This is a genomic window from Pseudomonas sp. SDO524_S393, from assembly GCF_054071875.1.
In genome coordinates this window covers 1-23490 of sequence record NZ_JBSVVZ010000072.1, presented here as the reverse complement: position 1 = coordinate 23490, position 23490 = coordinate 1, and the positions used below count along the sequence as shown (strand labels likewise).

Here is a 23490-nt window from a genome sequence, read left to right as displayed (position 1 = left end):
CGACGGATGCGTCAGCACTATCAAAAGGCCGGTTGAGGCCGCATGAATCACAGTGATAACACCACCTGGACAACTATCAGCCACACCTATCGAGGAGCATTCGCCTCCCTGGCGGACCTTGCCCCGAGGCCGTTCCGGGTCTATCAATCAAAGTTCATTTCCAAGCAAAGAGTCGTTGCCATGACCGCCCAGACCAATCGCCAGTTCCTGCTTGCCAAACGCCCTGTCGGCGCGGCCACGCGGGAGACGTTCACCTACCAGGAAGTACCGGTGGGCACGCCCCAGGACGGGCAGGTGCTGGTGCGCAACGAATACCTGTCCCTCGACCCGGCCATGCGTGGCTGGATGAACGAGGGCAAGTCCTACATTCCACCGGTGGGGATTGGTGAAGTGATGCGCGCGCTGGGGGTCGGTCAGGTGATTGCCTCGAGCAACCCTGAATTCGCGGTGGGGGACTACGTGAATGGTGCCCTGGGCGTGCAGGATTACTTCCTAGGCGAACCTCGGGGTTTCTACAAAGTCGATCCGAAACTGGCACCGCTACCGCGCTACCTGTCGGCCCTGGGCATGACTGGCATGACTGCCTATTTCGCCCTGCTCGACACGGGTGCGCCCAAAGCCGGCGAGACCGTGGTGATTTCCGGTGCCGCAGGGGCCGTGGGCAGCATTGCCGGGCAGATCGCCAAGATTAAAGGCTGCCGTGTAGTGGGGATTGCCGGTGGGGTCGATAAATGCACGTTCCTGGTGGATGAACTGGGCTTCGACGCGGCCATTGATTACAAGAGCGAAGACGTGCCCGCCGCGCTCAAGCGCGAGTGCCCCAAGGGCGTGGATGTGTATTTCGATAACGTGGGCGGTGAGATTCTCGACGCCGTGCTGAGCCGCCTGGCGCTGAAAGCCCGCGTGGTGATCTGTGGCGCGATCAGCCAGTACAACAACAAGGACGCGGTGAAAGGCCCGGCCAACTACTTGTCATTGCTGGTCAACCGCGCGCGCATGGAAGGGTTTGTGGTGATGGATCATGCCGCGAATTTCGCCGCCGCCGGGCAGGAAATGGCGGGCTGGATGGCGCAGGGCAAACTCAAGAGCAAGGAAGATATCGTGGAAGGGCTGGAGACGTTCCCGGAAACCCTGGCGAAGCTGTTCAACGGGGAGAACTTCGGGAAGCTCGTACTCAAGGTCAACTGAGTCGATCGTTCCCAGGCTTTGCGTGGGCGTTCAACGCGTGACGCAGAGCGTCACAAAAGGCATTCCCACGCAGAGCGTGGGAACGAGCCAGACAAGCTATCAGGCGATTTCGGCGACGACTGTCGCCAGCGCCTTGGCCGGGTCCGCCGCCTGGCTGATCGGGCGACCGATCACCAGGTAATCAGAGCCCGCATCCAGTGCCTGGCGCGGAGTCAGGATACGGCGCTGGTCATCCTGGGCGCTGCCCGCCGGGCGAATCCCCGGCGTCACCAGTTGCAACGACGGGTGTGCGGTCTTCAGGGCCTGGGCTTCCAGCGCCGAACAGACCAGGCCATCAAGCCCCGCCTTCTGCGCCAGGGCCGCCAGGCGCAAAACCTGCTCCTGGGGTTCGATGTCCAGGCCGATGCCGGCCAGGTCTTCACGCTCCATGCTGGTCAGCACGGTGACGCCGATCAGCAAAGGTTTCGGGCCGCTGCGCTGTTCCAGCACGTCGCGGCAGGCCGCCATCATGCGCAGGCCACCGGAGCAGTGCACGTTGACCATCCACACGCCCATTTCGGCGGCGGCCTTGACCGCCATGGCGGTGGTGTTGGGGATATCGTGGAATTTCAGGTCGAGGAACACCTCGAAGCCCTTGTCACGCAGGGTGCCGACGATTTCCGCGGCGCAACTGGTGAACAGTTCCTTGCCCACCTTGACCCGGCAAAGCTTGGGGTCCAACTGGTCAGCCAGCTTCAGTGCGGCGTCACGGGTGGGGTAATCCAGGGCGACGATGATAGGCGTCTGGCAAACGGACATTGGAATGGGCTCTCAGGCAAGTCAAATCGGCGCGGATTGTAGCGCAAGCGACGCCATTGCGGGATCCGATGATCGGTAAATACTCGTCAACCGCTGCCCGGCGGGCGTTACGGTTAAATATTTCAAAGCTGATACATTCACGACATGCCCTCAACACGCCCTACGGCTAGCCTCGCACGCACGACCCATTGTCCAGCACTTCCAGCCATGGGGCTGGACGCCTATGCTGGACATCACCCCCGGCAGATGATCGCACTATGCATACCCCTTCCGTCCCTGTGAACGACGAGCCAAAAAGCGCGGTGATCGCCGATGACAAGCGTTGGAACACCCGTGCGCTGATCGTCGATGACGATGTGCCGATCCGCGAGTTGCTGATCGATTACCTGGCGCGCTTCAATATCCTCGCCACGGGCGTGACCGACGGTGCGGCCATGCGCCAGGCCATGCAGGCCGAAACCTTCGACGTGGTGGTGCTCGACCTGATGCTGCCCGGCGAAGACGGCCTGTCGCTGTGCCGCTGGTTGCGCAACGAATCGGACATCCCGATCCTGATGCTCACCGCCCGCTGCGAACCCACCGACCGCATCATCGGCCTGGAGCTGGGCGCCGACGACTACATGGCCAAGCCGTTCGAGCCACGCGAGCTGGTGGCACGCATCCAGACCATCCTGCGCCGCGTGCGGGATGACCGCACCGAACAGCGCGCCAACATTCGTTTCGACAACTGGCGGCTCAACAGTGTGCTGCGCCAACTGGTCGCCGACGATGGGCTGGTGGTGCCGTTGTCCAACGCCGAGTTTCGCCTGCTGTGGGTATTCATCGAACGTCCGCGCCGGGTGTTGAGTCGCGAGCAGTTGCTGGACGCCGCCCGTGGCCGTTCCATCGAAGCCTTTGATCGCAGCATCGACCTGCTGGTCTCGCGCCTGCGCCAGAAACTGGGGGATGACCCGAAGGCACCGCAATTGATCAAGACCGTGCGCGGCGAAGGCTACCTGTTCGACGCCCGAGACATCGGCTGATGCGCGCGCCCTTCAATACGCTGTTCGGACGGCTGTTCGGCGTATTGCTGGTAGCCATCGTGCTGGCCCATGGACTGGGGATTTTCTGGTTTCACCTCTACGGCCCGCCGCCCCCTCCCGTGGGCCAAATGTTCGTGCAACAAGAGGACGGCACGCTCAAGCCGCTGCACCGAAAACACCGCCGCCCCTGGTTTGGCGGGCCGGTGGTGCCGCTGACGTTCCAGTTCATCTCCCTGATCATCGCCGCCTGGTACGGGGCCAAGCTGCTGAGCCGGCCGATCCAGCGCCTGAGCGAAGCCGCCGAGCGCCTGAGCCTCGACCTGGACAGCCCGCCCCTCAACGAGTCCGGGCCACGTGAGGCACAACAAGCCGCATCGACCTTCAACCTGATGCAAAAGCGCATCCGCGAGCAGGTGAGCCAGCGCGCACGCATGCTGGGCGCGGTGTCCCATGACCTGCGCACGCCGCTGTCGCGCCTCAAGCTGCGTCTGGAGCAGATCGACGACAGCAAGTTACAGAGTCAGATGCGCCAGGACCTGGACGACATGATCGACATGCTCGACGCCACCTTGAGCTACCTGCACGAACAGCGCACCAGCGAAACCCGCCACTGGCTGGACGTGCAGGCGCTGGTGGAGTCCATGAGCGAGAACGCCCAGGATCAGGGCTCCGATGTGCAGTTTTACGGCAGTTGCGCACCGTTGCAGGTGCAACCGATGGCCCTGCGCTCCTGCCTGAACAACCTGATCGACAATGCCTTGCGGTACGCCGGTACGGCGCGTGTGGAACTGGAAGACAGCCGCGACGCGCTGGTCATCCGCGTGATCGACCACGGCCCCGGCATTGCGCCGGACAAACGTGAGGCGGTGTTCGAACCGTTCTTTCGCCTGGAAGGCTCGCGCAACCGCAATTCCGGTGGCGTAGGCCTGGGCATGACGATTTCACGGGAAGCCGTCGAACGCCTCGGCGGACGCCTGAGCCTGGAGGAAACCCCGGGCGGCGGCCTGACCGCCGTGATGTGGCTGCCCAGGGCTTAAAGGGTTTTGTCGCCGCGACGCCCCTGGGCCTGGGTCGCACTCCAGTCCATCAACAGGCTGTAGGCCACGGCCAATAAGGTCGGGCCGATAAACAGGCCAATGAACCCGAAGGCGATCAACCCGCCGAAGACCCCCAGCAATACGATCACCAGCGGCAGGTTGCCACCTCGGCTGATCAGGTACGGCTTGAGCACGTTGTCAACGCCGCTGATGATGAAGGTGCCCCATACGCCGAGGAATACCGCGTAGGTGTAGTCACCCTTCCAGACCAGCCAGGCCGTAGCGGGGATCCACACCAACGGCGGCCCCATGGGGATCAGGCTGAGCAGGAAGGTGGCGATCCCCAGCACCAGCGCACCAGGCACGCCGGCGATCAGGAAACCGATCAGCGCCAGCAGGGCCTGGGCGGCGGCGGTGCCGATCACACCGTTGACCACCCGTTGCACGGTGCCGGCCACCAGTTCGATGTAATAACCGGCACGTTCGCCAATCAAGCGCTCCAGCAGGCGATGCACGAACATCGCCAGCCGTGGCCCGTCGCGATAGAAGAAGAACACGAACACCAGACTCAAGGTCAGTTCGAGGATCCCGCCGCCAATCTGCGCGCTGCGCGCCAGCAGCCAGTTACCCACCTGCCCCAGGTACGGCTTGATGCTGACCATCAGCGCTGCGCCCTGCTGGTCAATGCTGTCCCACATGGCGACCAGTCGTTCACCGACAAACGGAATCGATCCCAGCCAGGTGGGCGCCGCCGGCAGGCCATCGACCTGGATATCCTTGATCAGGCCCACGGCATCCCGCACATGGTCAGCCAGATTGAAGCCCAGCCATACCAGCGGCACCGCCACCAGCAACATCCAGCCCAGGGTCAGGATGCCGGCCGCAAGGGATTCCCGACCGCCCAGCGAGCGCGTGAGCAGGCGCATCAACGGCCAACTGGCAAACGCCAGCACCGCGCCCCAGAACAGCGCCGACCAGAACGGCGCCATGACCCAGAAACTGGCGCCGAACAGCACCAACAGCAGGATTTGCACCAGCAGGCGATCATTATTGAGCATCGGGTATCTCGAGAGGCAGACAGTAGAAAGCAGCTTAGGCGAACGGCGCAGGTCCGTTCGCCCGATGATGCCTAGCGTATCAGATGCAGGTGCAGGCCCTTGGCATCGCCGCTGCCGGTTTCCATGCGTGCGGCACGCACGCCGCTGTCGATCAGGCCCTGGCGCCAGACTTCGGCATTGGGGCCGGTCAGACTGACCCGCAGCGTCGCATCCAGGTTCAGGCCACGGGAGATCAGCGTCAGCCAGGTGGTGTCGGGTTCGCCACCCAGCGCAGGGAAGTCCAACTCCCCGGTGCTTTTCAGCTCTCGCAGCAACGTCGCTGAAGTGGGGAGCAGATCACCCAGCGGCGCGCTGGCGTCCAGTTGTTCAACATGCAGATAAGCGCGACGGTTGCCCCGGGTGATGCCGTACAGCGCGATCAGGGAGTTGTCCTGCGGCGCAGCCAGGCGCAACAGCAGGTATTCCTGCTGACCATCGGCGCCTACCAGCTTGGCGTTGCCGAACACTTCATTGGCCCACAGGCTGCTTTCGCCGCAATCGCGGGCCTGGCACCAGAACAACAGTTGCGCGCCCTGGGCCTGCAACGCTTCGCGCGTGGCGGTAAATGCCGTGCTCGAGGTGTGTTCGGCCGGCAGCTCATAGGTGATGGCGGTGGTTTGGCCTCGGGCGGTGGCCTGTCCTTCGTAGCGCAACTGGCCGCTGATCTTGCGGATGGCGCCCATGGGGTAGATGCGCTCCCTCGCTTCGGCGGGACGGTAGTCGACGATCTGCGAATCGACCTGACGGGCCACGGCAGGCAGGTCCCGGCTGCCCGGGACGTCGGCGGCGAACACCAGAGGGCTGAAGAAACAGCACAGCCCGAAGGCACGGAAACTTCCTTTACGCAGGCTCATCGGATACATGAACCCTGGCCATCGGAGCGCACAGCGGTGTTGAGATGCTTCATGGTTGACTCCCTTTCAATCCGCCCAGCCTCGGCAGTTGACCCCGCCAAGTCAAGGCGTGGAGAAGAACCGATTGAAACAGTCTGCAACAAGGACCGCGCCGGACTCATCATTCAGGTGTAGATGATGGCCGCCTGGCAGCGTGTTCACCGCAAAGGGTAGCTGGGAAAGCAATTCGGAATGTTTCGCCAGCATGCCGTCCGCCGCGACGACCAACTGCGCCGGGCACGCCACCCGCCGCACGAAGGCCATGGCCTGTTCGTCGGTCAGACGCATCGGCGAAGCCAGGGTCAGGCGACTGTCGCTGCGCCAGGTATACCCGCCCGGCACGGGCATCAAACCACGCTGGGCCAACAGTTCCGCCGCTTCACGGCTGACGGCCACCACGCCTTTCATCCGCGCTTCAACCGCCCGGTCCAGGGTGCCGTAGACCGGCTTGCGTTTGTCCTGCAGGTTCAATTGCGCCTGCAGCGCCATGCCCAGGCGTTCGGCAGCGTTCTCACCGCTGGCCGTCGGCGGTATCACGCCGTCGATCAATCCCAGGTGCGTCACCCGCTCCGGCAGGGCGCCGGCCAGCACCAGGGAAACGATGGCGCCCAGGGAGTGGCCAAGTAATGCAAAACGTTTCCAGCCAAGCTGCTCAGCGACTTGCAGCACGTCGAACACGTAATCCCACAGGGCATAACCCGCCCCCACCGGGCGATGCGCCGAATGCCCGTGCCCGGCCATGTCCAGCGCGACGATACGCAACCCCTCAAGCTTCGGCGCCAGTCGCGCGAAGCTGTTGGCGTTGTCCAGCCAGCCATGCAACGCAATCACCGGCAAGCCATCTTCAGGGCCGAACAGGTGGGCGGCCAATTCGATATGGGGCAGGCTCAGGCGCACTTCTTCGACGGGCGTGCTCATGCGCAATCGCGCTCGCGGGCTTCCCAGCGGGAGAACAGGTTTTTGATCAAGGTCGCGGTGTCCTGGGGGCGTTCGAGCGGGAACATATGGCCACCGGGCATGGTGAGCATTTCGCCCATGGGCAGGCGCCCGACGCCGCTGGCGTGGTGACGCATCACCACCCGGCTCTGCCGGCCGCGCACCACCGCCAGCGGTACTTTCAACTGGCGCACCTGGCCAGGGCTGGTATGGGGTACGCCCCGGTAGATGCTGATCTCGGTCGCCGGATCGAAGCGCAACCGCAGGCGATCGCCCACCTGGTGCAGGCCGTGTTGCAGGTAGGCGTCGAAGCATTCCGGATCGAAGCCGCGAAACAGCGTCTTGCCGGCGAAATAACTGCGCGCGGCCTCAAGGTCAGTGAACTCTTCGCGGCGGCCCAGGGTGCGGCCCGCCGGGGTCAGGCGGTCGATGAAGCCAAAGCGCTTGGCGGCGCGGATCACCCAGCGGTCGGCACGGGTCAACACCGGTGAATCGAGCATGACCACGCCACGATACAACTGCGGGCAGCGCATGGCCGCATGCAGGTGCAGCACCCCGCCCAGGGAATGCCCCACGCCCCACACAGGTTCCGGTTGTTGCTCCAGATGATGGATCAGTTCATCCACCAGGTTCTGCCAGTTGTCGTCCACCGGAAACCGGGGGTCATGGCCATGCTGCGGCAGATGCGCCACCGCATATTCCGGGGCCAGGGCGGCAAACAGCTTGCCGTAGGTGGCCGAGGGGAAGCCATTGGCGTGGGCGAAAAACACGTGCTGCGACATACCGGATCCATTCACGAAAACAGAAGTCGATTGTCCCCAGCCCTGGCCGCCACAGCAATGACTGTAACTGCCAGGAATGATGACACTCACGCCACGCCTATCGCGCCGGCGGAGTTTCGCCGAGGGGCACCACGGCGACGGTCAGCCGCGACACGCAATTGCTCTTGCCCTCGTCAGTGGTGAGGCGAATGTCCCAGACGTGCGTGGTACGCCCGATATGCACCGGCCTGGCCACCGCCGTCACACGTCCGCTGCGCACGCCGCGCAGGTGGTTGGCGTTGATCTCAAGACCGACGCAATAGAACTTGCTGGTATCGATGCACAGGTACGCGGCCATGGAGCCCAGGCTTTCGGCCAGGACCACCGAGGCGCCGCCATGCAGCAAACCATAGGGTTGATGGGTGCGATGGTCGACCACCATGCTGGCGGTCAGGGACTCGTCGTCGAAGCTTTCAAAGCGAATGTCCAGCAGTTCACCGATGGTGTTTTTCTGCATCGCGTTGAGTTGCTCGATATTCGGTTGGGTACGCCACAGGCTCATGCCATTGTCCTTGTTGGTTTTATGATGACCCTAATCCTGCCACAGAATGGTTTCGGAACGCTCGTTCCATACCTGCAATTGTGCACCGTAGGTCGATTCGATGACGTTGCGCTTGATCTTCAGCGTTGGGGTCAGGAAACCGTTTTCCACCGCCCAGTTGTCCTTCACCACCACCAGTTGGCGCAGGCGCTCGTGTTTATCCAGCGTCTGGTTGACCTGTTCCAGCCAGCGCTCGAGGCTGGCGTGCAAGGCTTGCCGGTCGTCACCTGCCGTCGACAGCACGCACAACCCCATCGGGGCCGTCAGGCCATCGCCCACCACGCACACCTGCTCGATACACGCATGTTCGGCAAGGCGGTTTTCAATCGGTGCCGGCGCCACGTATTTGCCCTTGCTGGTCTTGAAGATTTCCTTGAGGCGTCCGGTCAGGCGCAGATGCCCGTCGAGGTCCTGCTCGCCCTTGTCGCCGGTGCGCAGGAAGCCATCCGGGGTCAGGGTCTCGGCGGTTTTCTGCGGATCCTTGAAGTAGCCGAGCATGGTCGCACCGCTGCGTACCTGTACTTCCCCGTCGGGATCGATGCGCACTTCGACGTCCGGACACGGCAGGCCGATCCAGCCGATTTTCTGTTGCCCGGGCCGACACACATGGGAGTAGCCGCAGCTCTCGGTCATGCCATACACCTCAAGCACGTCCAAACCCAGGCGTTGGTACCAGCGCAACAACGCTTCGGGCACCGGCGCCGCGCCGGACAGTGCGATACGCAACGCGTCCAGTCCCAGCCCTGCAAGCACCTTGTGGCCCACGCGCTTGCCGATAAAGGGCAGGCGCAACAAGGTATCCAGGCGCTTTTCCGGGATTTTGGCGTAGACGCCCACTTGAAATTTGGTCCAGATACGCGGCACGCCGAACAATGCAGTGGGCCGCGCGCGGCGCAGGTCGGTCAGAAAGGTATCGAGGCTTTCAGCGAAAAACACCGTCTGCCCGGTGTAGATTGCCGCCATCTCGACGAACATTCGCTCCGCCACGTGACACAGCGGCAGGTACGACAGCAACCGGTCACCCTCCCCCAGACCGAACAGTTCGGTGCCCCGTGTGGCGGCAAACCCCAGGGCGCCGAAACTGTGCATCACGCCTTTGGGCAGGCCGGTGGTGCCGGAGGTGTAGATGATCGTGGCCAGGTCGGAAGGTGCGGGCGCCGGGTCATCGCGAATCGGCGAACAGCCTTGCAGGTCGACCCAGCGCACAGCGAAATCCCCCGAGGGGCACAGCGGCAGACTGATGGTGGTCACGCCCGCCGGTACGCCCGGCGCCATGGCGGGCCAATCATCGAGCTTGCCGATAAACGCCAGCGCCGCTTCGGAGTGCTTGAGCACATGGGCCACGGAGTCGGCGGTGAGGTTGGGGTACAGCGGTACCGAGACATGCCCGGCCATCCAGATCGCCAGGTCGGCGATGATCCAGTGCGCACAGTTTTTCGAGATCAGGGCAATGTGCGACCCGGGTGGCAGTTCCCTGGCGCGCAGCCAGTGCGCCGCGCAACGGGCCTGGTGACCGACATCCCCCCAGGACAGGGTCTGTACTTCGCCGCCGCCCACAGGCTGCACCAGGAAAGGTTGGCGCGGGTGGCGCGCCTCACGTTCGAAGAAGACCTGCAACGGCAAACGAAAAGCGACAGACATGGAACGCGCTCCTGTGTGATCCGAAGATAGCCAACCAAGCACTTGCTCGGTTGACTATATAGCACACACAAAGCGGTGATCGTTCCTACGGATTCTTCACACTCACCAGCGTCATCAGCCCCGCCAGCGGGAAATCCCCTTCCAGTTCGGCCAGGCTGGCGGTGTGCATCGGCTGCGGCTGGCGCTGATGGCCGTGTTGCAGGAAGCTGATCAAGCTGCCGACCAGCGGCTGATGGCTGACCAGCAGCACATTGTCATCCGTGTCGAGCTGCTCCAGTACCTGATGCGGATACCCGTCGGGGGTCAGCCACGGCACCGTACGAATATCCGCCGCGAAGCCCAGGGCTTCGCGCACCAGCTGCGCAGTCTGCTGCGCACGCACGTACGGACTGGCGATGATGGCGCTGAGCGGCTGGCCGACCAGGTGCGCCGCACTGCGCAGCACTTCGGCGCGACCATGCTCGGTGAGGTTGCGCTCGGCGTCGGTGCGCGCGTGGCCTTCGGCCTCACCGTGGCGAAGAATCCACAGTTTCACAGTTTCGGCTCTTCGTCGCGCGCCGGGTGCGGCGCTGGTGGCACGCTGTGCGCCGCTTCGCCCTCGGGTGCGCGTGGCGTCGGCCAATCCGCGAACGGCCAGGGCTTCTGCTCGGTGTGGAAGCTGCCGAAGCGGCCGATCTGCGCGAGGAACTGGCTGAGGCTGTCACCGAAGTTCATCAGGCCCAGGTTCGGCGCGCCGTAGACCAGGCGGTAAATCAGTTGCACCACTACCAGTGCACCGAGCAGGAACTGCGCAACCTGCCACACCAGGGCAAACACCAGCATCCACAGGATGCGCAAGACAATGGACTCGTATTGGGGAGCTGTTTTCGGATCATTCATGGCGCGTTCCTCAGTTGAAACCGCTGGTGGAAATAAAGTCGACGTCGGTTTTCGGCTCGGCGCGCATCAGCAACTCGATGACCTGGTTGAGAGTGCGCCCTTCAAACAGGATCGCATGCAACCCGGCGACCAGCGGCATGTACACCCCCACCTCCTGAGCCTTGGCCTTCAAGACCTTGAGGGTGTTGACGCCTTCGGCCACTTCGCCCAGCCGCGTCACTGCGTCCTCCAGGCTCAAGCCCTGGCCGAGGGCAAAGCCGACTTGATAGTTGCGACTCTTCGGCGACGAACAGGTGACGATCAGATCGCCCACACCCGCCAGCCCCAGGAACGTCATCGGGTTGGCGCCCTGGTTCACCGCGAAGCGGGTCATTTCCGCCAGCGCACGGGTGATCAGCATGCTCTTGGTGTTTTCGCCCATGCCCAGCGCCACCGCCATGCCGGCAATGATCGCGTAAACGTTTTTCAGCGCACCGCCCAGCTCGACACCAAAGCGATCGGCGCTGGCGTAGACGCGGAAGGTACGGCCATGCAACACCGCCTGGACGCGCTCGCACAGGTCCTCGTCTTCACTGGCCACCACGGTCGCCGTGAGCGCGTGCTCGGCCACTTCCCGTGCCAGGTTCGGCCCGGACAGCACGCCGATACGCGCGCGCGGGGCGATTTCCTCGAGAATTTCGCTCATCAGCTTGAAGGTTTGCGCCTCGATCCCCTTGGTCAGGCTGACCAGCAGCTTACCCGCCAGCCGCTCGGCATGGGGGGCCAGTACCGAACGCAAGGCGCTGGAGGGCAACGCGACGAAGCACAGGTCGCAATCGGTCAGGGTGGTCAACAGGTCGGTGACCGGCTCGACCGCCGGGTGAACCTTGATGCCCTTGAGATAACGGGGATTTTCGCGGTGCACCCGGATGGCCTCGGCCTGTTCGGGATCACGCATCCACTGGCGCACCGAATGGCCATTTTCAGCCAGCAGGTTAGCCACGGCGGTACCAAAACTTCCGCCTCCCAGGACCGCAATAGGGCGCTGTTCAGTCATATGCAATCCGTTAATCCATACCAGTGGCAATGGCGGCATTATACGGGGCGACCCGCTGGCGGCCAGCCCCTGTGACGCTTGTCGGAAAATGCCATGCCTGTATGAAGTAATTGCGAGGGCGACGACTGGCAAATGGCCCCGCCTCGGTTAACATGGGCGGCTATCCGTCATCATCAAGGCCGTTCCGTGTATTTGGGCCCTCCTCCCCGTTCGTCGCTGTGGTTGATGCTGCTGGGCATGCCGTTCGGCAGCCTGCCTGCACTGGCCGACGACTTGTTCCTCGACAGCCAGCCGCTGCCCCAGGTCTTGACCGCCACGCGCCTCAAGCAATCGGCCGCCGCCGTGCCCGGCAGCATGACCGTGATCGACAGCGAGCTGATCAAGGCCAGCGGTGCGCGGGACATCAGCGAATTGCTGCGCCTGGTCCCCGGCATGATGGTCGGCTACACCACCGGCAACCAGGCGGCGGTGAACTACCATGGCACCAGCGCCAGCGACGCACGCCGCATGCAGGTGCTGATCGACGGTCGCTCGGTGTACCGCGCAGGCCTGGCCACGGTGGACTGGAGCGACATCCCGGTGGCCATGGAGGATATCGAACGCATCGAAGTGTTCCGTGGCCCCAACACCGTCAGCTACGGCGCCAACGCGCTGATGGCGGTGGTGAATATCCTCACGCGCTCGCCGGCCAACAGCCAGGGCACTCGGGTCAAGGTGACCCGAGGCGAACGCGGCATCAATGACTTCTACGCCAGCCAGGGCATGGGCTGGGACACCGGCGATCTGCGCCTGTCCCTCTCGGGCCAGCAGGACGATGGTTTCGACAGCGATGCCATCGGCGCCGACCGCCGTGACAGCCGCCGTCTCAGCCGTTTCAGCCTGGCCGTCAGCCAGACCCTGAATGCGCAGCAAAGCATCGACTGGCAACTGAACGCCAAGGAAGGGACCAATCAACGTCCGTATACCTACGCGCCGGTATTCGCCGGCATTACCGAAGGCGGTAACAATTCCGACGTCACCGCCAAGGACTACGCCGCGTCCCTGCGCTGGAACTTCGATTTCAATCCCGAACACAGCCTGTATATCCAGGGCTCGGCGCAACAGTGGGACCGCCGGCAGATCTGGAAGGCCTGCGACGCCAAGGTCTCGTTCAGCCCGGAACTGACCCAGTTGTGGCAGCTCAACCCCAACTACGCCGAACTGCTCGCCCGGCATATGGACACTTACAGCCAGGGCTCCGCGCCCCCGGGCAGCGCCGCCGAGCAGGCACTGGCCAACCAGGTGCTGCAGCAATGGCGCGACGGTGCCAGCCAAAGCGTGTGTGGCGATATCGACCAAAGCACCCGCGAAAGCCGCTACGACCTTGAGATTCAGGACACCCTCAGCCTGTCCGACAGCCTGCGCCTGGTCAGTGGCATGAACTACCGCTACGACCGTGCAGACTCCGATACCTACTTCAACGGCACCCTCGACGACACCACCTGGCGCCTGTTCGGCCAGCTGGAATGGCGTGCCACCGAACACTGGCTGCTGCAAGGCGGCGCCATGTACGAAGACACCTACCTGAGCGGCAACTCGCTGACGCCACGGGTGGCGGTCAACTACCTGATCAACCCGCGCCATGGCCTGCGCGCGGTGTACTCCGAAGCGATCCGCTCACCGGACATGTTCGAAAACAACGTCAACTGGAGCTACCGCGTCACCAACCTCAGCTCGCCGGCTTTCGGGCAGACCAGCGGGCAATACTTCGTGAAGACCCGTGGCCCGGGCAACCTCGACAAAGAACTGATGCGCTCGCGGGAACTGGGCTACAACGGCTTTTTCGCCGACATCGGGCTGAACATGGACGTCAAGCTGTTCTATGACGAAATCACCGACATGATCAGTTCGCCCCTGCGCAATAACCAGTACATCGCCAGCAACGCCAACAGCGCACGCTTCACCGGCGCCGAATCGCAGTTCGACTGGCGCATGAGCAACGCCGACCGCCTGCGGCTGACCTATGCTTACGTCGACGCCTCCTCCACCAATCCGCTGGACAAGGCCCAGACAGCCCGCAACAGTGGTTCGGCCGGCTGGCTGCGCGAATGGGGCCAGGGCTGGTCCAGTGCACTGTTCTACTATGGCGACGACGCACTCAACGAATATCGCTTCGAACGGGTCGACCTGCGGGTGGCCAAGCGCATTGCCCTGGGCAAAGCCAACGTGGAGCTGGCCGGCATGCTGCAAGAACGCCTCGACAACCAGCCGACCACCTGGGCCGACAACAACTACGACCATCGCCACGTCCTCTACTTCAGCGCGGAGTTAGAGTTCTGACATGGGCGATTTGTCACGGATGACCTTCTTCTTCAACTACCGGCTCTGGCGCCGTATGTGCGTGCTGGCCTGCCTGTGGTTGGCGGCACCGGCATGGAGCGCCGAAATCCTGCTGACCGCCGCCGAAGACAGCGCCGGCGTGCAGACCTTCACGCAAGCGCTGGCCCGGCAGCGCCCCGAAGACCGCGTGACCTTCACTGCCCTCAAGGATCTGCCGGCGCCGAATCAGTTACCGAGCGGTACGCGCCTGATCCTGCTGGACCTGCCCGGCCTCGACTGGCGCTTGCAGGACATCCAGGGCCCGCCGACGCTGGTGCTGCGCATCAGCCGTCTGCAAGCCCATCAACGCCTCGGCACCACGTCGCGCGCCCACATCAGCCTGTTATGGAGCGATCCGCCGCTGGATCGGCAGTTGCGACTGATCGCCAGCATCCTGCCCCAGGCGCGGCGCATCGGCGTGCTGTACGGGGCCGACAGTGAGTTCCTGCTGCCCGAACTGCGCCAGCATGCCTCCCCTCTGGGCCTGGAAATAGTGCCGCAGCGCTGGGACAACATCGGTGACAGCCGCCCGCTGCAAACCCTGTTCAGGAACAGTGACGTACTGCTCGGTCTCGATGACCCGCAGTTGTACAACCCGAAAACCGCGAAGAACCTGTTGCTGAGCAGCTACGCCCAGCAATTGCCGCTGGTGGGGCCGAACGCCGGGTTCGTGCGCGCCGGCAGCCTGGCCAGTACCTACAGCGACCAGGCCGACTGGCTGGCAGTGCTTGACCGCCTGCTGGACCACTCGCCCGCCAACTGGCCGCGCTCGCTGTACCCGCAAGACTTCAAAGTCGTGGGCAACCCGCAGGTTGCACGCTCACTGGGGATCGAACAGGTGGACGAAGCCAGCGTCGCCAGCCGATTGGCCGAAGGAGAAAAACGCCCATGACCTTGCGTCGTCGTTGGGACATCAACACCCGGACCCAGCTCATCACGCTGGGCCCTGCGCTGTTGCTGACGTTGCTGTTGATCAGCTTCTTCACCTTCGTGCGGATCCAGGACCTGCGCCAGGAACTGGACCACACTGGCCAACTGATCGCCAACCAACTGGCCCCCGCCACCGAGTACGGTGTGATCTCCGGCAACAATGATGTGCTCGACAGTTTGCTGCGTGCCACGCTGGCCACGCCCCACGTGCGCTTCCTGGAAATCCAGGACAGCACCGAGAACATCCTGGTGTACGTGGAACAGCCGTCGGAGCGACACGACCGTTCGCTGTCGGTAAAAGTGTTCCAGGCACCGATCCGCTTGCAGCATATCCAGCTGGGCAACGACTTCTTCCAGGACAACCTCAACGAACCCAAAGCGCCCCGTGCCGATTATCTGGGCCGTGTGATCGTGGGCATGTCCAACGATGCGTTCAGCCAGCGCCAGCAGGAAATCCTGTTCAAAGCCGGCATCCTGGCCTTGTTCGCGCTGCTGTTTGCCTTCCTGCTGGCGCGGCGGCTGGCGGCCAGCCTGTCGCAACCGATCAGCGCCATGGGCCATGCGGTGAAGGCCATCCAGCAGGGTGAGTACAAAACGCCGCTGCCGATCGTGGACGATTCGGAACTGGGGGACCTGTCGCGGCATATCAACAACCTTGCCGAAGGCCTCAATCAAGCCAGTCGCGAACAGCACCAGGCCATGGCGCAATTGATCCAGACCCGTGAAGAGGCCGAACGCGCCAACAACGCCAAGTCGGACTTCCTGGCGATGATGAGCCACGAGCTGCGTACGCCGATGAACGGCGTGCTGGGCATGCTGCAATTGCTGGAAACCACCGAGATGACCGACGAGCAGACCGAGTACGCGGCGCTGGCCTCGGAGTCCACCGAACATCTGCTCAAGGTCATCAACGATATCCTCGACTTCTCGCGCATCGAACGCGCCGCCCTGGAACTTGAACATATCCCGTTCAACCTCGCGGAGCTGATCAGCAGTTGCGCCCAGGCCTTCCAGCACAGCGCCCAGCAACGCGGCCTGAGCCTGAAACTGTCGATTCCGTCGGGCATGGACGCCCTGCGTGTGCAGGGCGACCCCACGCGCATCCGGCAGATTCTGGTGAACCTGATCGGCAACGCGCTGAAGTTCACCGAACAGGGCTCCGTCACGGTCGAGCCCCACTGGCAGACCCTGGACCACGAACTGGTGTGGTTTACCTGCACCGTGCGCGACAGCGGCATCGGGATTTCCGCCGAACGCCTGGAATTGATGTTCGATGCGTTCCAGCAGGCCGACAGTTCCATTTCAAGACGTTACGGCGGCACCGGCCTGGGCCTGCCCATTGCCCGCACGCTGGCCGAACGCATGGGCGGTACCTTGCGCGCCCAGAGCGAAGAAGGTCGTGGCTCGGTGTTTACCCTGGAAATCCCCCTGGCCATCGATCAGCAGACCCTGCCGGCGCTCGCCGACGACGCCGAAGGCAAAGACAGTGCGGGGGACGGGCGCCACGTATTGCTGGTGGAAGACAACCCGGTCAACCGCACCGTCGTCGAAGCCATGCTGCGCAGTCTGGGGTTCGAGGTGAGCCTGGCCACCGACGGCGCCGAAGCTGTGCGCAGTGCCGAGAGCCTGATTTTCACCGCAATCCTGATGGATTGCCGCTTGCCGGTAATCGACGGTTATGAGGCCACCCGCCAGATTCGCCAGTTGCCGGGCTGCGCCGACCTGCCGATCATCGCCCTTACCGCCAACGCCTTGCAGGGCGACCGTGAAGCCTGCCTGGCAGCAGGCATGAACGATTACCTGGCCAAGCCGTTCAAACGCACGGATTTGCAGCAAATCCTGCAGCGTTGGCTGCAATAGCGCCACGCCATCAGCCAACTCCGACTGGCGTGAACGACGAAAGTGCGGCAGTCTTAGGCACCCGTACGGGCTGATAAACAGGCCCGGTTTAAAATTTCAGTGAACAAGTGTACATTCAGTGCCTTGACGCTGTGACTTTCACTACAACGCAATAGTCTATGTGTAGGCTGCCGGCATGAGGCGTAACGCTTCAGTCGGTTCGGGAAGATTTGCCCTACCCTGCCGCATGGGATTATTGAGGAGCTCGCATGACCAAACAAAACGCCTTTACCCGGGAAGACCTGCTGCGCTGCAGTCGCGGTGAGCTGTTCGGCCCAGGTAACGCGCAACTGCCCGCCCCGAACATGCTGATGGTGGATCGCATCACCCATATCAGCGAAGAGGGTGGCAAGTACGGCAAAGGTGAATTGGTCGCCGAGCTGGATATCACCCCGGACCTGTGGTTCTTCGCCTGCCACTTCGAAGGCGACCCTGTGATGCCGGGCTGCCTGGGCCTCGACGCCATGTGGCAACTGGTCGGTTTCTTCCTCGGCTGGCAAGGCTTGCCGGGCCGTGGCCGTGCCCTGGGTTCGGGCGAAGTGAAGTTCTTCGGCCAGGTCCTGCCGACCGCCAAGAAAGTCACCTACAACATTCAGATCAAGCGCGTCCTCAAGGGCAAGCTGAACCTGGCCATTGCCGATGGTTCGGTGAGCGTCGACGGTCGCGAAATCTATACCGCCGAAGGCCTTCGGGTCGGCGTCTTCACTTCCACTGACAACTTTTAAGGGTTATCCGCATGCGCCGCGTCGTTATCACTGGTCTGGGCATCGTTTCTTGCCTGGGCAATGACAAAGAGACCGTCACCGCTAACCTGCGTGCAAGTCGCCCTGGCATCCGCTTCAACCCGGAATATGCCGAAATGGGTCTGCGTAGCCAGGTTTCCGGCTCCATCGACCTGCCCCTCGAAGAATTGATCGATCGCAAGATCTTCCGCTTCGTCGGCCACGCTGCCGCCTACGCTTACCTGGCGATGAAAGACGCGATCGCCGACTCCGGCCTGACCGATGACCAGGTCTCGAACGTACGCACCGGCCTGATCGCCGGCTCCGGCGGCGCGTCGACCCTGAACCAGATGGAAGCGCTGGACATCCTGCGCGAAAAAGGCGTGAAGCGCGTCGGCCCGTACCGTGTCACCCGGACCATGGGCAGCACCGTTTCGGCCTGTCTGGCCACGCCGTTCCAGATCAAGGGCGTTAACTACTCGATCTCGTCCGCGTGCGCCACCAGTGCTCACTGCATCGGTACTGCCGTCGAGCAGATCCAGCTGGGCAAACAGGACATCGTGTTCGCCGGCGGCGGTGAAGAAGAGCATTGGAGCCAGTCGTTCCTGTTCGACGCCATGGGCGCGCTGTCCACCCAGTACAACGAAACCCCGGAAAAGGCCTCCCGCGCCTACGACGCCAAGCGTGACGGTTTCGTCATCGCCGGCGGTGGCGGCATGGTGGTGGTCGAGGAGCTGGAACACGCTCTGGCCCGTGGCGCCAAGATCTACGCGGAAATCGTCGGCTACGGCGCCACTTCCGATGGCTACGACATGGTTGCTCCAAGCGGCGAAGGCGCCATCCGCTGCATGCAGATGGCCATGTCCACCGTCGACACCCCAATCGACTACCTGAACACCCACGGCACCTCGACCCCGGTCGGCGACGCCAAGGAAATGGAAGGTGTTCGTGCGGTCTTCGGCGACAAGGCACCGGCCATCAGCTCCACCAAGAGCCTGTCGGGTCACTCCCTGGGCGCCGCCGGCGTTCACGAAGCGATCTACTGCCTGCTGATGATGGAAGGCAACTTCATCGCCGGTTCGGCCAACATCGACGAGCTGGACCCAGCCGTTGCTGATATGCCGATCAAGCTCAAGACCGAAGAAAACGCCAAGATCGACACCGTGATGAGCAACAGCTTCGGCTTCGGTGGCACCAACGCCACCCTGGTGCTGAAACGCTGGCAGGGCAAGTAAGACCTGTAGCTTGAACGCATGAAAAAGCCCCGACTGGTTCGGGGCTTTTTCATGGGCAGATGAATTTAATACCGAGTCGCCTTCATCGCAGGCAAGCCAGCTCCTACAGTGACCGAGTACATCCGAAGGAATGCAGTCAATGTGGGAGCTGGCTTGCCTGCGATCGGGCCATCAAGACCTTGCGACCTACACCGAAAACCGCGCCACCAGGCTATTCAGATCCACCGCCAGTCGCGACAGCTCCTGACTCGCCGCACTGGTCTGGTTCGCCCCCGTGGACGTCTGGTGCGCCAGATCACGAATGTTCATCAGGTTGCGGTCCACCTCCCGCGCCACTGCCGCCTGCTGCTCCGACGCACTGGCGATCACCAGGTTGCGCTCGTTGATCAGAGTGAAGGCCGATGCAATCTCTTCCAGCGCCGTACCCGCCGACTTGGCGATATCCAGGGTCGAACGCGCCCGCGTATTACTCTGCTGCATCGCGCTGACCGCCTGATCGGTGCCCTGTTGAATCCCGCCGATCATCTGCTCGATTTCCTGGGTGGATTGCTGCGTACGGTGAGCCAGGGCGCGTACCTCGTCCGCCACCACCGCAAAGCCACGCCCGGCCTCCCCCGCGCGTGCGGCCTCAATCGCGGCGTTCAGGGCCAGCAAGTTGGTCTGTTCGGCAATCGAACGAATCACATCCAGCACCTTGCTGATGCCATAGACCTTCTGAGCCAGGTCCTCGACCTGGGTCGCATTGGTGGTCACATCCAACGCCAGCGCCTCGATCGACACGACTGTCTGATGCACCTGCTCGCGCCCGCGCTGGGCAATACGGTCCGACTCACGGGACGCCTGGGAAGTAGCCACCGCATTGCTTGCCACTTCCTCCACCGCCGCCGTCATCTGGTTGACCGCCGTCGCGGCCTGTTCGATTTCCTGGTTTTGCTGGTGCAGGCCGCGCGTGGCGTCCTCGGTGACGCAACTCAGCTCTTCGGAGGCCGATGCCAGTTGGTTCGACGATTCGGCAATACGCCGGAGGGTATCGCGCAGGTTCTCCTGCATGCCCTTGAGCGCTTGTTGCAGGCGTGCGGGCTCATCATTGCCGCTCACGCTGATCTCACCGGTCAGGTCGCCGCTCGCCACCCCCTGGGCGACCTTCAGCGACTGCGCCAGTGGCAGCACGATACTGCGGGTCAACCACACCGCCAGGCCGATGGTAACCAGCGCCGTCAACAACACGACACCGATTACCCAGGTGCGCGATTGATTGAACACATTCTGTGCCAGGGTCGCCGCGTGGTTGGCATTGGCTTTGTTCAAGGCAACCAGATCATGCAGGGTGCCGGCCATTTCATCGGCGAGCTGATTCATTTCACCGTTGACCACCCGGACCGCCTCGTCGAGTTGATTGGCCCTGGAAAACGCCATGACCTGCTCCTGGCGTTGCAGGTAGTGCTGCTCCTGAGCCTTGAAGCGGTCGAACAGCGCGCGCTCTTCGGGCAGCACAATCAACGCCCCATAAAGGCCCTGAGCCTGGTGCAGGCCATTCTTGAGGTCGGTGAGCTTCTGTTCGTTCTGGGTCAACGCCTGGGGATCGCGATTGAGCAACAAGCGCAGGGTCAACGCACGAATGCGCAACAGGTCCTGGCTCATCTCCCCTACCGCCATCACGCTGGGTAGCCAGTTGCTCTCCACCTGGTCCGACTGCTGGCGCATATTGGCCATTTGCAGCAAGGCGAAGCCGCCCAGGGCAAACACCAGCAACGCCAGCACACCAAAGCCCAAGCCCGCGCGGGGCGCGATATTCAAACTGCGGATACTCATGCCTGGATTCCTTCCAAATGCGCTGCATCCACCTGCAGCAGGTCTCTTGAAAGGTATCGGCGCGTCAGCGACTTTGCGTAAGACGAAAACGCGATATCAACGCACGCCACCATCGCGCGGTAGTATCGCCAGGAAGTTATCCCGCGCGACCTTGTGGGCTACGTCCTCCGGCAGCGCGTCCAGGAACGGGTCGAAGCGCCGCATTTCCCGACCCAGCTTGGCGAAACGCCCTACCACATCCGACCCCAGCATGAAGCGTTCGGGAAAGCGTTCCACCAGCGCCAGCCATTCAGGCCGTGGCTGGCCGGCGTCATCCAGCAAATAGGGCGTGAGCATGCTCCAGGACAGGTCGATGTACAGATTGGGATAGGCCTCCAGCAAACGACTCAGGGTGGGCAGCAGGAAGTCCATCTGCACCTGATGGCGGTGGATCTCCTTGCTCGTCCCCGCGTGAGCCCAGATAAACCGGGTATGGGGATGATTGCGCAGCGGCTCCTCGACTTCAGCCAGGTACAACGGGTTGCGCTCGCGCTTGGAGGTGATATTGGAATGCAGCATCACCGGCAGGTCATTCTCTGCCGCCAAATGGTAGATACGCGTCATGGCTTCGTTGTTGGCACGCGGGGTGTCGCCGGCAGTGATGGCCGTGAGGTCGTCGTGGCGGGTAAAGACTTCGCCGATGCCCTGCCACAGTCCCGGGTTGAGGTCGAGCATGCGCTGGATGTGCGCAGCCGAATTCTTGTCGTTCGGGTTGAAGCCGGACAAAAACGGATGAAAGCGTCGGCGCTGCTCGGGCGCGAGCGCGTTCACGGCGGCGGCGACAATCACGTCGGTCGCGCTGTACCAATAGGCATCGGCATCATCACCGGCGTAGTACCGCGGACGCTTGGGTTCGTCTTCGTGCCACTTCTTGGCCACCGGGATGCCGGAAATCATCACATGCTCGATGCGATTGTCGGCCATGGCCTTGAGCAACTTATCCATGCCGGCGGTTTCCTGGAAGAAATCGACGTAATGCAGGTGCGCATCGCTGTAGGCATAGTCGCGGGCCTGCGCGCCAAGGCTGACGGCGGCGAACAACAGGGCAAGGCTCAGATGGGTCCAGGGCACGGTGCAATCTCGGCAGGGGCTGATACCGGTAGACCTTGTGGCCCGTGGCCAGGTTCATCCGGCAAAAAACGTGGAACACCAGAGTGCCAGCATGCTCTATAACTGCATGACCTTCATCCTGCCCCTGTGAGGTGTGCCATGCCTGTTACCGTCAATACCCTGAACGCCGACAATTTTCGTCACAGCGTGAACATCAATCAGCACGAACTGTTCACCGACCTGCCCAAAAGCCTGGGCGGCGACGACTCGGCGCCCTCGCCCCATGACTATTTCGACGCTGCGCTGGCCTCGTGCAAGGCCCTGACCGTCAGGCTGTACGCTCAGAAAAAAGACATTCCGCTCACCGGCGTCACGGTCGAAGTCACCCACGACGCTGCCGAAGAACAAAAGGGCAAGTACAAGCTGAGCGTCAAACTGACCCTCAAGGGCGTGCTCACCGATGAACAGCGCGAGGAACTGCACCGCGTGGCCGACAAATGTCCTGTGCACAAGCTGATGACCACCGCCGAAATCAGCATCGAGACGAAACTGTCCGAAGGCGCCTTCAGCCAATAGCGGCAACATCCGATCGAGCGGGTTATGCTCACTGCCAGCCAACCCGCTCAGACAGGGATGTTCCATGCCGCCACTCATTGTGATTCGCCCACGTCCCGAAGAGGTCGAGGGCCAGCCCATTTTGCGTCCCCTGCCCTCGCGGGACTGCCGCAGCGTCGGGCCCTTCGTGTTTTTCGACCATATGTTGCTCACCCGCTATGCGCCGGGCAGCGGCATGAATATTCGCCAGCACCCGCATATCGGGCTGTCGACCCTCACCTACCTGTTCGAAGGCGCCTTGCAGCACAAAGACAGCCTGGGCTCGGATCAGGTGGTGCAGGCCGGCGATGTCAGCTGGATGACCGCCGGCAGCGCAATCGCCCACGTAGAACGCACGCCCGAAGCGCTCAGGGCCAGCGGCTTCAGCCTGCACGGGCTGCAAGTGTGGCTGGCCTCACCGCAAGATCACGAAACAGGCCCGGGACACTACAGCCATCATCCGGCGCAAAGCTTGCCGGTGAGTGACAACCTGGGGGTGCAGATCCGTCTGATCGCCGGCGACGGCTTTTGCCTGAAGTCCCCGGTGCCGGTGCTGTCGCCCACGCTGTATGCCGAAGTACGTATGCAAACAGCCACGACGCTGCTGATTCCTGATGAGCATGAGGAACGCGCAGTGTATGTGCTGGAAGGTGAGGCTCAACTGGATGGCGAAGCGTTGCAAGCGCACAGCCTGGTGGTGCTGCCGGTGGGCGAGGAGATGGCGCTGTTCGCCGAGACCGACTGTCATTTGGTGGTGTTCGGCGGTGCGCCGCTGGACGGTCCGCGACGGATCAACTGGAATTTCGTGGCGAGCGATCCGGCAGTGATCGAACAGGCCAGGCAGCGCTGGGCGGCCGGGGACTGGCCGACGGTGCCGGGGGAATCTGAAAGAATCGAGTTGCCGGTGCGATAGCTATCGCGAGCAGGCCCGCTCCCACAGTTTGATCGGCGTACACCGATCA

At 62.9% G+C, this 23490-nt stretch carries 22 protein-coding genes and 1 pseudogene; 10 read left to right on the top strand and 13 right to left on the bottom strand.

Annotation, left to right across the window (positions count from 1 at the left end; all coding sequences use genetic code 11):
* Positions 1 to 180 precede the first annotated feature (180 nt).
* Positions 181 to 1188: an NADP-dependent oxidoreductase gene (locus ACW9IB_RS24845; RefSeq protein ID WP_457415867.1), complete on the top strand. Its 1008-nt coding sequence runs from the start codon at positions 181 to 183 to the stop codon at positions 1186 to 1188.
* 99 nt (positions 1189 to 1287) lie between these two features.
* Here the strand turns inward: ACW9IB_RS24845 and pyrF are convergent, their stop codons facing one another.
* Positions 1288 to 1986, bottom strand: a complete 699-nt coding sequence (gene pyrF, locus ACW9IB_RS24840) for an orotidine-5'-phosphate decarboxylase (protein ID WP_457366797.1) — start codon at positions 1984 to 1986, stop codon at positions 1288 to 1290.
* Between the two features lie 257 nt (positions 1987 to 2243).
* Here pyrF and ACW9IB_RS24835 point away from each other — a divergent pair, with 257 nt between their 5' ends.
* Together ACW9IB_RS24835 and ACW9IB_RS24830 are read left to right on the top strand one after the other, a co-directional pair.
* Positions 2244 to 3008 carry a response regulator gene (locus ACW9IB_RS24835; RefSeq protein ID WP_457366796.1) on the top strand — a complete coding sequence of 255 codons (765 nt, stop codon included), beginning with the start codon at positions 2244 to 2246 and terminating at the stop codon, positions 3006 to 3008.
* Positions 3008 to 4045 carry a sensor histidine kinase gene (locus ACW9IB_RS24830; RefSeq protein WP_457415866.1) on the top strand — a complete coding sequence of 346 codons (1038 nt, stop codon included), beginning with the start codon at positions 3008 to 3010 and terminating at the stop codon, positions 4043 to 4045. Before ACW9IB_RS24835 ends, ACW9IB_RS24830 begins: the two co-directional genes overlap by 1 nt.
* Here ACW9IB_RS24830 and ACW9IB_RS24825 read toward each other — a convergent pair.
* From ACW9IB_RS24825 to ACW9IB_RS24785, 9 genes are all read right to left on the bottom strand, one after another.
* A complete protein-coding gene (locus ACW9IB_RS24825; RefSeq protein ID WP_457415865.1) occupies positions 4042 to 5103 on the bottom strand; it encodes an AI-2E family transporter in 1062 nt (353 codons plus the stop codon). The two genes, ACW9IB_RS24830 and ACW9IB_RS24825, sit on opposite strands and share 4 nt — an antisense overlap.
* Positions 5104 to 5174: 71 nt before the next feature.
* Positions 5175 to 5996: a DUF4892 domain-containing protein gene (locus tag ACW9IB_RS24820; protein WP_457415864.1), complete on the bottom strand. Its 822-nt coding sequence runs from the start codon at positions 5994 to 5996 to the stop codon at positions 5175 to 5177.
* Between the two features lie 102 nt (positions 5997 to 6098).
* Positions 6099 to 6953 (bottom strand): alpha/beta hydrolase, encoded by an 855-nt coding sequence (locus ACW9IB_RS24815; protein ID WP_457415863.1) that lies wholly within the window; start codon positions 6951 to 6953, stop codon positions 6099 to 6101.
* The gene (locus ACW9IB_RS24810) at positions 6950 to 7753 is read right to left on the bottom strand and encodes an alpha/beta fold hydrolase (RefSeq protein ID WP_457366791.1); all 804 of its coding nucleotides are present in this window, start codon (positions 7751 to 7753) and stop codon (positions 6950 to 6952) included. Before ACW9IB_RS24810 ends, ACW9IB_RS24815 begins: the two co-directional genes overlap by 4 nt.
* 97 nt (positions 7754 to 7850) lie before the next feature.
* The gene (locus ACW9IB_RS24805) at positions 7851 to 8294 is read right to left on the bottom strand and encodes a hotdog fold thioesterase (RefSeq protein WP_457366790.1); all 444 of its coding nucleotides are present in this window, start codon (positions 8292 to 8294) and stop codon (positions 7851 to 7853) included.
* 30 nt (positions 8295 to 8324) lie between these two features.
* Entirely contained in the window at positions 8325 to 9974 is a 1650-nt protein-coding gene (locus ACW9IB_RS24800) for an AMP-binding protein (RefSeq protein WP_457415862.1), read from the bottom strand.
* Between the two features lie 85 nt (positions 9975 to 10059).
* On the bottom strand, positions 10060 to 10509 hold the full coding sequence (gene sixA / locus ACW9IB_RS24795) for a phosphohistidine phosphatase SixA (RefSeq protein ID WP_457366788.1): 450 nt from the start codon (positions 10507 to 10509) through the stop codon (positions 10060 to 10062).
* Positions 10506 to 10853, bottom strand: a complete 348-nt coding sequence (locus ACW9IB_RS24790) for a DUF4389 domain-containing protein (protein ID WP_457366787.1) — start codon at positions 10851 to 10853, stop codon at positions 10506 to 10508. The genes sixA and ACW9IB_RS24790 overlap by 4 nt, the downstream gene beginning before the upstream one ends.
* A 10-nt stretch (positions 10854 to 10863) precedes the next feature.
* Positions 10864 to 11889, bottom strand: a complete 1026-nt coding sequence (locus ACW9IB_RS24785; protein WP_457366786.1) for an NAD(P)H-dependent glycerol-3-phosphate dehydrogenase — start codon at positions 11887 to 11889, stop codon at positions 10864 to 10866.
* A gap of 186 nt (positions 11890 to 12075) precedes the next feature.
* On the opposite strand from ACW9IB_RS24785, the gene ACW9IB_RS24780 reads away from it, so the two are divergent.
* The 5 genes from ACW9IB_RS24780 (at position 12076) to fabB (ending at position 19033) form a co-directional block, all read left to right on the top strand.
* Positions 12076 to 14208 carry a TonB-dependent receptor plug domain-containing protein gene (locus ACW9IB_RS24780; RefSeq protein ID WP_457415861.1) on the top strand — a complete coding sequence of 711 codons (2133 nt, stop codon included), beginning with the start codon at positions 12076 to 12078 and terminating at the stop codon, positions 14206 to 14208.
* Position 14209: 1 nt separating this feature from the next.
* Positions 14210 to 15139, top strand: a complete 930-nt coding sequence (locus ACW9IB_RS24775) for an ABC transporter substrate-binding protein (RefSeq protein ID WP_457415860.1) — start codon at positions 14210 to 14212, stop codon at positions 15137 to 15139.
* Entirely contained in the window at positions 15136 to 17037 is a 1902-nt protein-coding gene (locus tag ACW9IB_RS24770) for an ATP-binding protein (RefSeq protein WP_457415859.1), read from the top strand. The genes ACW9IB_RS24775 and ACW9IB_RS24770 overlap by 4 nt, the downstream gene beginning before the upstream one ends.
* A gap of 248 nt (positions 17038 to 17285) precedes the next feature.
* Positions 17286 to 17801 carry a 3-hydroxyacyl-[acyl-carrier-protein] dehydratase FabA gene (gene fabA, locus ACW9IB_RS24765; RefSeq protein ID WP_010211704.1) on the top strand — a complete coding sequence of 172 codons (516 nt, stop codon included), beginning with the start codon at positions 17286 to 17288 and terminating at the stop codon, positions 17799 to 17801.
* 11 nt (positions 17802 to 17812) lie between these two features.
* Positions 17813 to 19033: a beta-ketoacyl-ACP synthase I gene (gene fabB / locus ACW9IB_RS24760; protein ID WP_457366782.1), complete on the top strand. Its 1221-nt coding sequence runs from the start codon at positions 17813 to 17815 to the stop codon at positions 19031 to 19033.
* 186 nt (positions 19034 to 19219) lie between these two features.
* Here the strand turns inward: fabB and ACW9IB_RS24755 are convergent, their stop codons facing one another.
* The 3 genes and pseudogenes from ACW9IB_RS24755 to ACW9IB_RS24745 all read right to left on the bottom strand — a co-directional run bounded on the left by ACW9IB_RS24755 (position 19220) and on the right by ACW9IB_RS24745 (position 21955).
* Complete coding sequence (locus tag ACW9IB_RS24755) at positions 19220 to 20083, bottom strand: methyl-accepting chemotaxis protein (RefSeq protein WP_457366823.1); 864 nt, start codon at positions 20081 to 20083, stop codon at positions 19220 to 19222.
* Positions 20075 to 20845 (bottom strand): annotated as a pseudogene (locus ACW9IB_RS24750) (MCP four helix bundle domain-containing protein); the annotation flags it as partial. The gene ACW9IB_RS24755 and the pseudogene ACW9IB_RS24750, both read right to left, overlap by 9 nt.
* A gap of 96 nt (positions 20846 to 20941) precedes the next feature.
* On the bottom strand, positions 20942 to 21955 hold the full coding sequence (locus ACW9IB_RS24745) for an amidohydrolase family protein (protein ID WP_457415858.1): 1014 nt from the start codon (positions 21953 to 21955) through the stop codon (positions 20942 to 20944).
* A gap of 138 nt (positions 21956 to 22093) precedes the next feature.
* Here ACW9IB_RS24745 and ACW9IB_RS24740 point away from each other — a divergent pair, with 138 nt between their 5' ends.
* Both ACW9IB_RS24740 and ACW9IB_RS24735 read left to right on the top strand, forming a co-directional pair.
* Positions 22094 to 22510, top strand: coding sequence for an OsmC family protein (locus ACW9IB_RS24740; RefSeq protein ID WP_457415857.1), 417 nt, complete (start codon positions 22094 to 22096; stop codon positions 22508 to 22510).
* Positions 22511 to 22574: 64 nt separating this feature from the next.
* Complete coding sequence (locus ACW9IB_RS24735; protein ID WP_457366779.1) at positions 22575 to 23441, top strand: pirin family protein; 867 nt, start codon at positions 22575 to 22577, stop codon at positions 23439 to 23441.
* The last annotated feature ends 49 nt before the right edge of the window (positions 23442 to 23490 follow it).

Excerpts from the sequence above, each read along its gene's own strand:
- fabB (WP_457366782.1), top strand. The coding sequence starts at position 17,813 with ATGCGCCGCGTCGTTATCACTGGTCTGGGCATCGTTTCTTGCCTGGGC.
- ACW9IB_RS24790 (WP_457366787.1), bottom strand. The coding sequence starts at position 10,853 with ATGAATGATCCGAAAACAGCTCCCCAATACGAGTCCATTGTCTTGCGC.
- ACW9IB_RS24770 (WP_457415859.1), top strand. The coding sequence starts at position 15,136 with ATGACCTTGCGTCGTCGTTGGGACATCAACACCCGGACCCAGCTCATC.
- ACW9IB_RS24775 (WP_457415860.1), top strand. The coding sequence starts at position 14,210 with ATGGGCGATTTGTCACGGATGACCTTCTTCTTCAACTACCGGCTCTGG.
- pyrF (WP_457366797.1), bottom strand. The coding sequence starts at position 1,986 with ATGTCCGTTTGCCAGACGCCTATCATCGTCGCCCTGGATTACCCCACC.
- ACW9IB_RS24815 (WP_457415863.1), bottom strand. The coding sequence starts at position 6,953 with ATGAGCACGCCCGTCGAAGAAGTGCGCCTGAGCCTGCCCCATATCGAA.
- ACW9IB_RS24755 (WP_457366823.1), bottom strand. The coding sequence starts at position 20,083 with ATGCAGGAGAACCTGCGCGATACCCTCCGGCGTATTGCCGAATCGTCG.
- ACW9IB_RS24830 (WP_457415866.1), top strand. The coding sequence starts at position 3,008 with ATGCGCGCGCCCTTCAATACGCTGTTCGGACGGCTGTTCGGCGTATTG.
- ACW9IB_RS24835 (WP_457366796.1), top strand. The coding sequence starts at position 2,244 with ATGCATACCCCTTCCGTCCCTGTGAACGACGAGCCAAAAAGCGCGGTG.
- ACW9IB_RS24805 (WP_457366790.1), bottom strand. The coding sequence starts at position 8,294 with ATGAGCCTGTGGCGTACCCAACCGAATATCGAGCAACTCAACGCGATG.
- fabA (WP_010211704.1), top strand. The coding sequence starts at position 17,286 with ATGACCAAACAAAACGCCTTTACCCGGGAAGACCTGCTGCGCTGCAGT.
- ACW9IB_RS24800 (WP_457415862.1), bottom strand. The coding sequence starts at position 9,974 with ATGTCTGTCGCTTTTCGTTTGCCGTTGCAGGTCTTCTTCGAACGTGAG.
- ACW9IB_RS24740 (WP_457415857.1), top strand. The coding sequence starts at position 22,094 with ATGCCTGTTACCGTCAATACCCTGAACGCCGACAATTTTCGTCACAGC.
- ACW9IB_RS24735 (WP_457366779.1), top strand. The coding sequence starts at position 22,575 with ATGCCGCCACTCATTGTGATTCGCCCACGTCCCGAAGAGGTCGAGGGC.
- ACW9IB_RS24820 (WP_457415864.1), bottom strand. The coding sequence starts at position 5,996 with ATGAGCCTGCGTAAAGGAAGTTTCCGTGCCTTCGGGCTGTGCTGTTTC.
- ACW9IB_RS24845 (WP_457415867.1), top strand. The coding sequence starts at position 181 with ATGACCGCCCAGACCAATCGCCAGTTCCTGCTTGCCAAACGCCCTGTC.
- ACW9IB_RS24785 (WP_457366786.1), bottom strand. The coding sequence starts at position 11,889 with ATGACTGAACAGCGCCCTATTGCGGTCCTGGGAGGCGGAAGTTTTGGT.
- ACW9IB_RS24825 (WP_457415865.1), bottom strand. The coding sequence starts at position 5,103 with ATGCTCAATAATGATCGCCTGCTGGTGCAAATCCTGCTGTTGGTGCTG.
- ACW9IB_RS24810 (WP_457366791.1), bottom strand. The coding sequence starts at position 7,753 with ATGTCGCAGCACGTGTTTTTCGCCCACGCCAATGGCTTCCCCTCGGCC.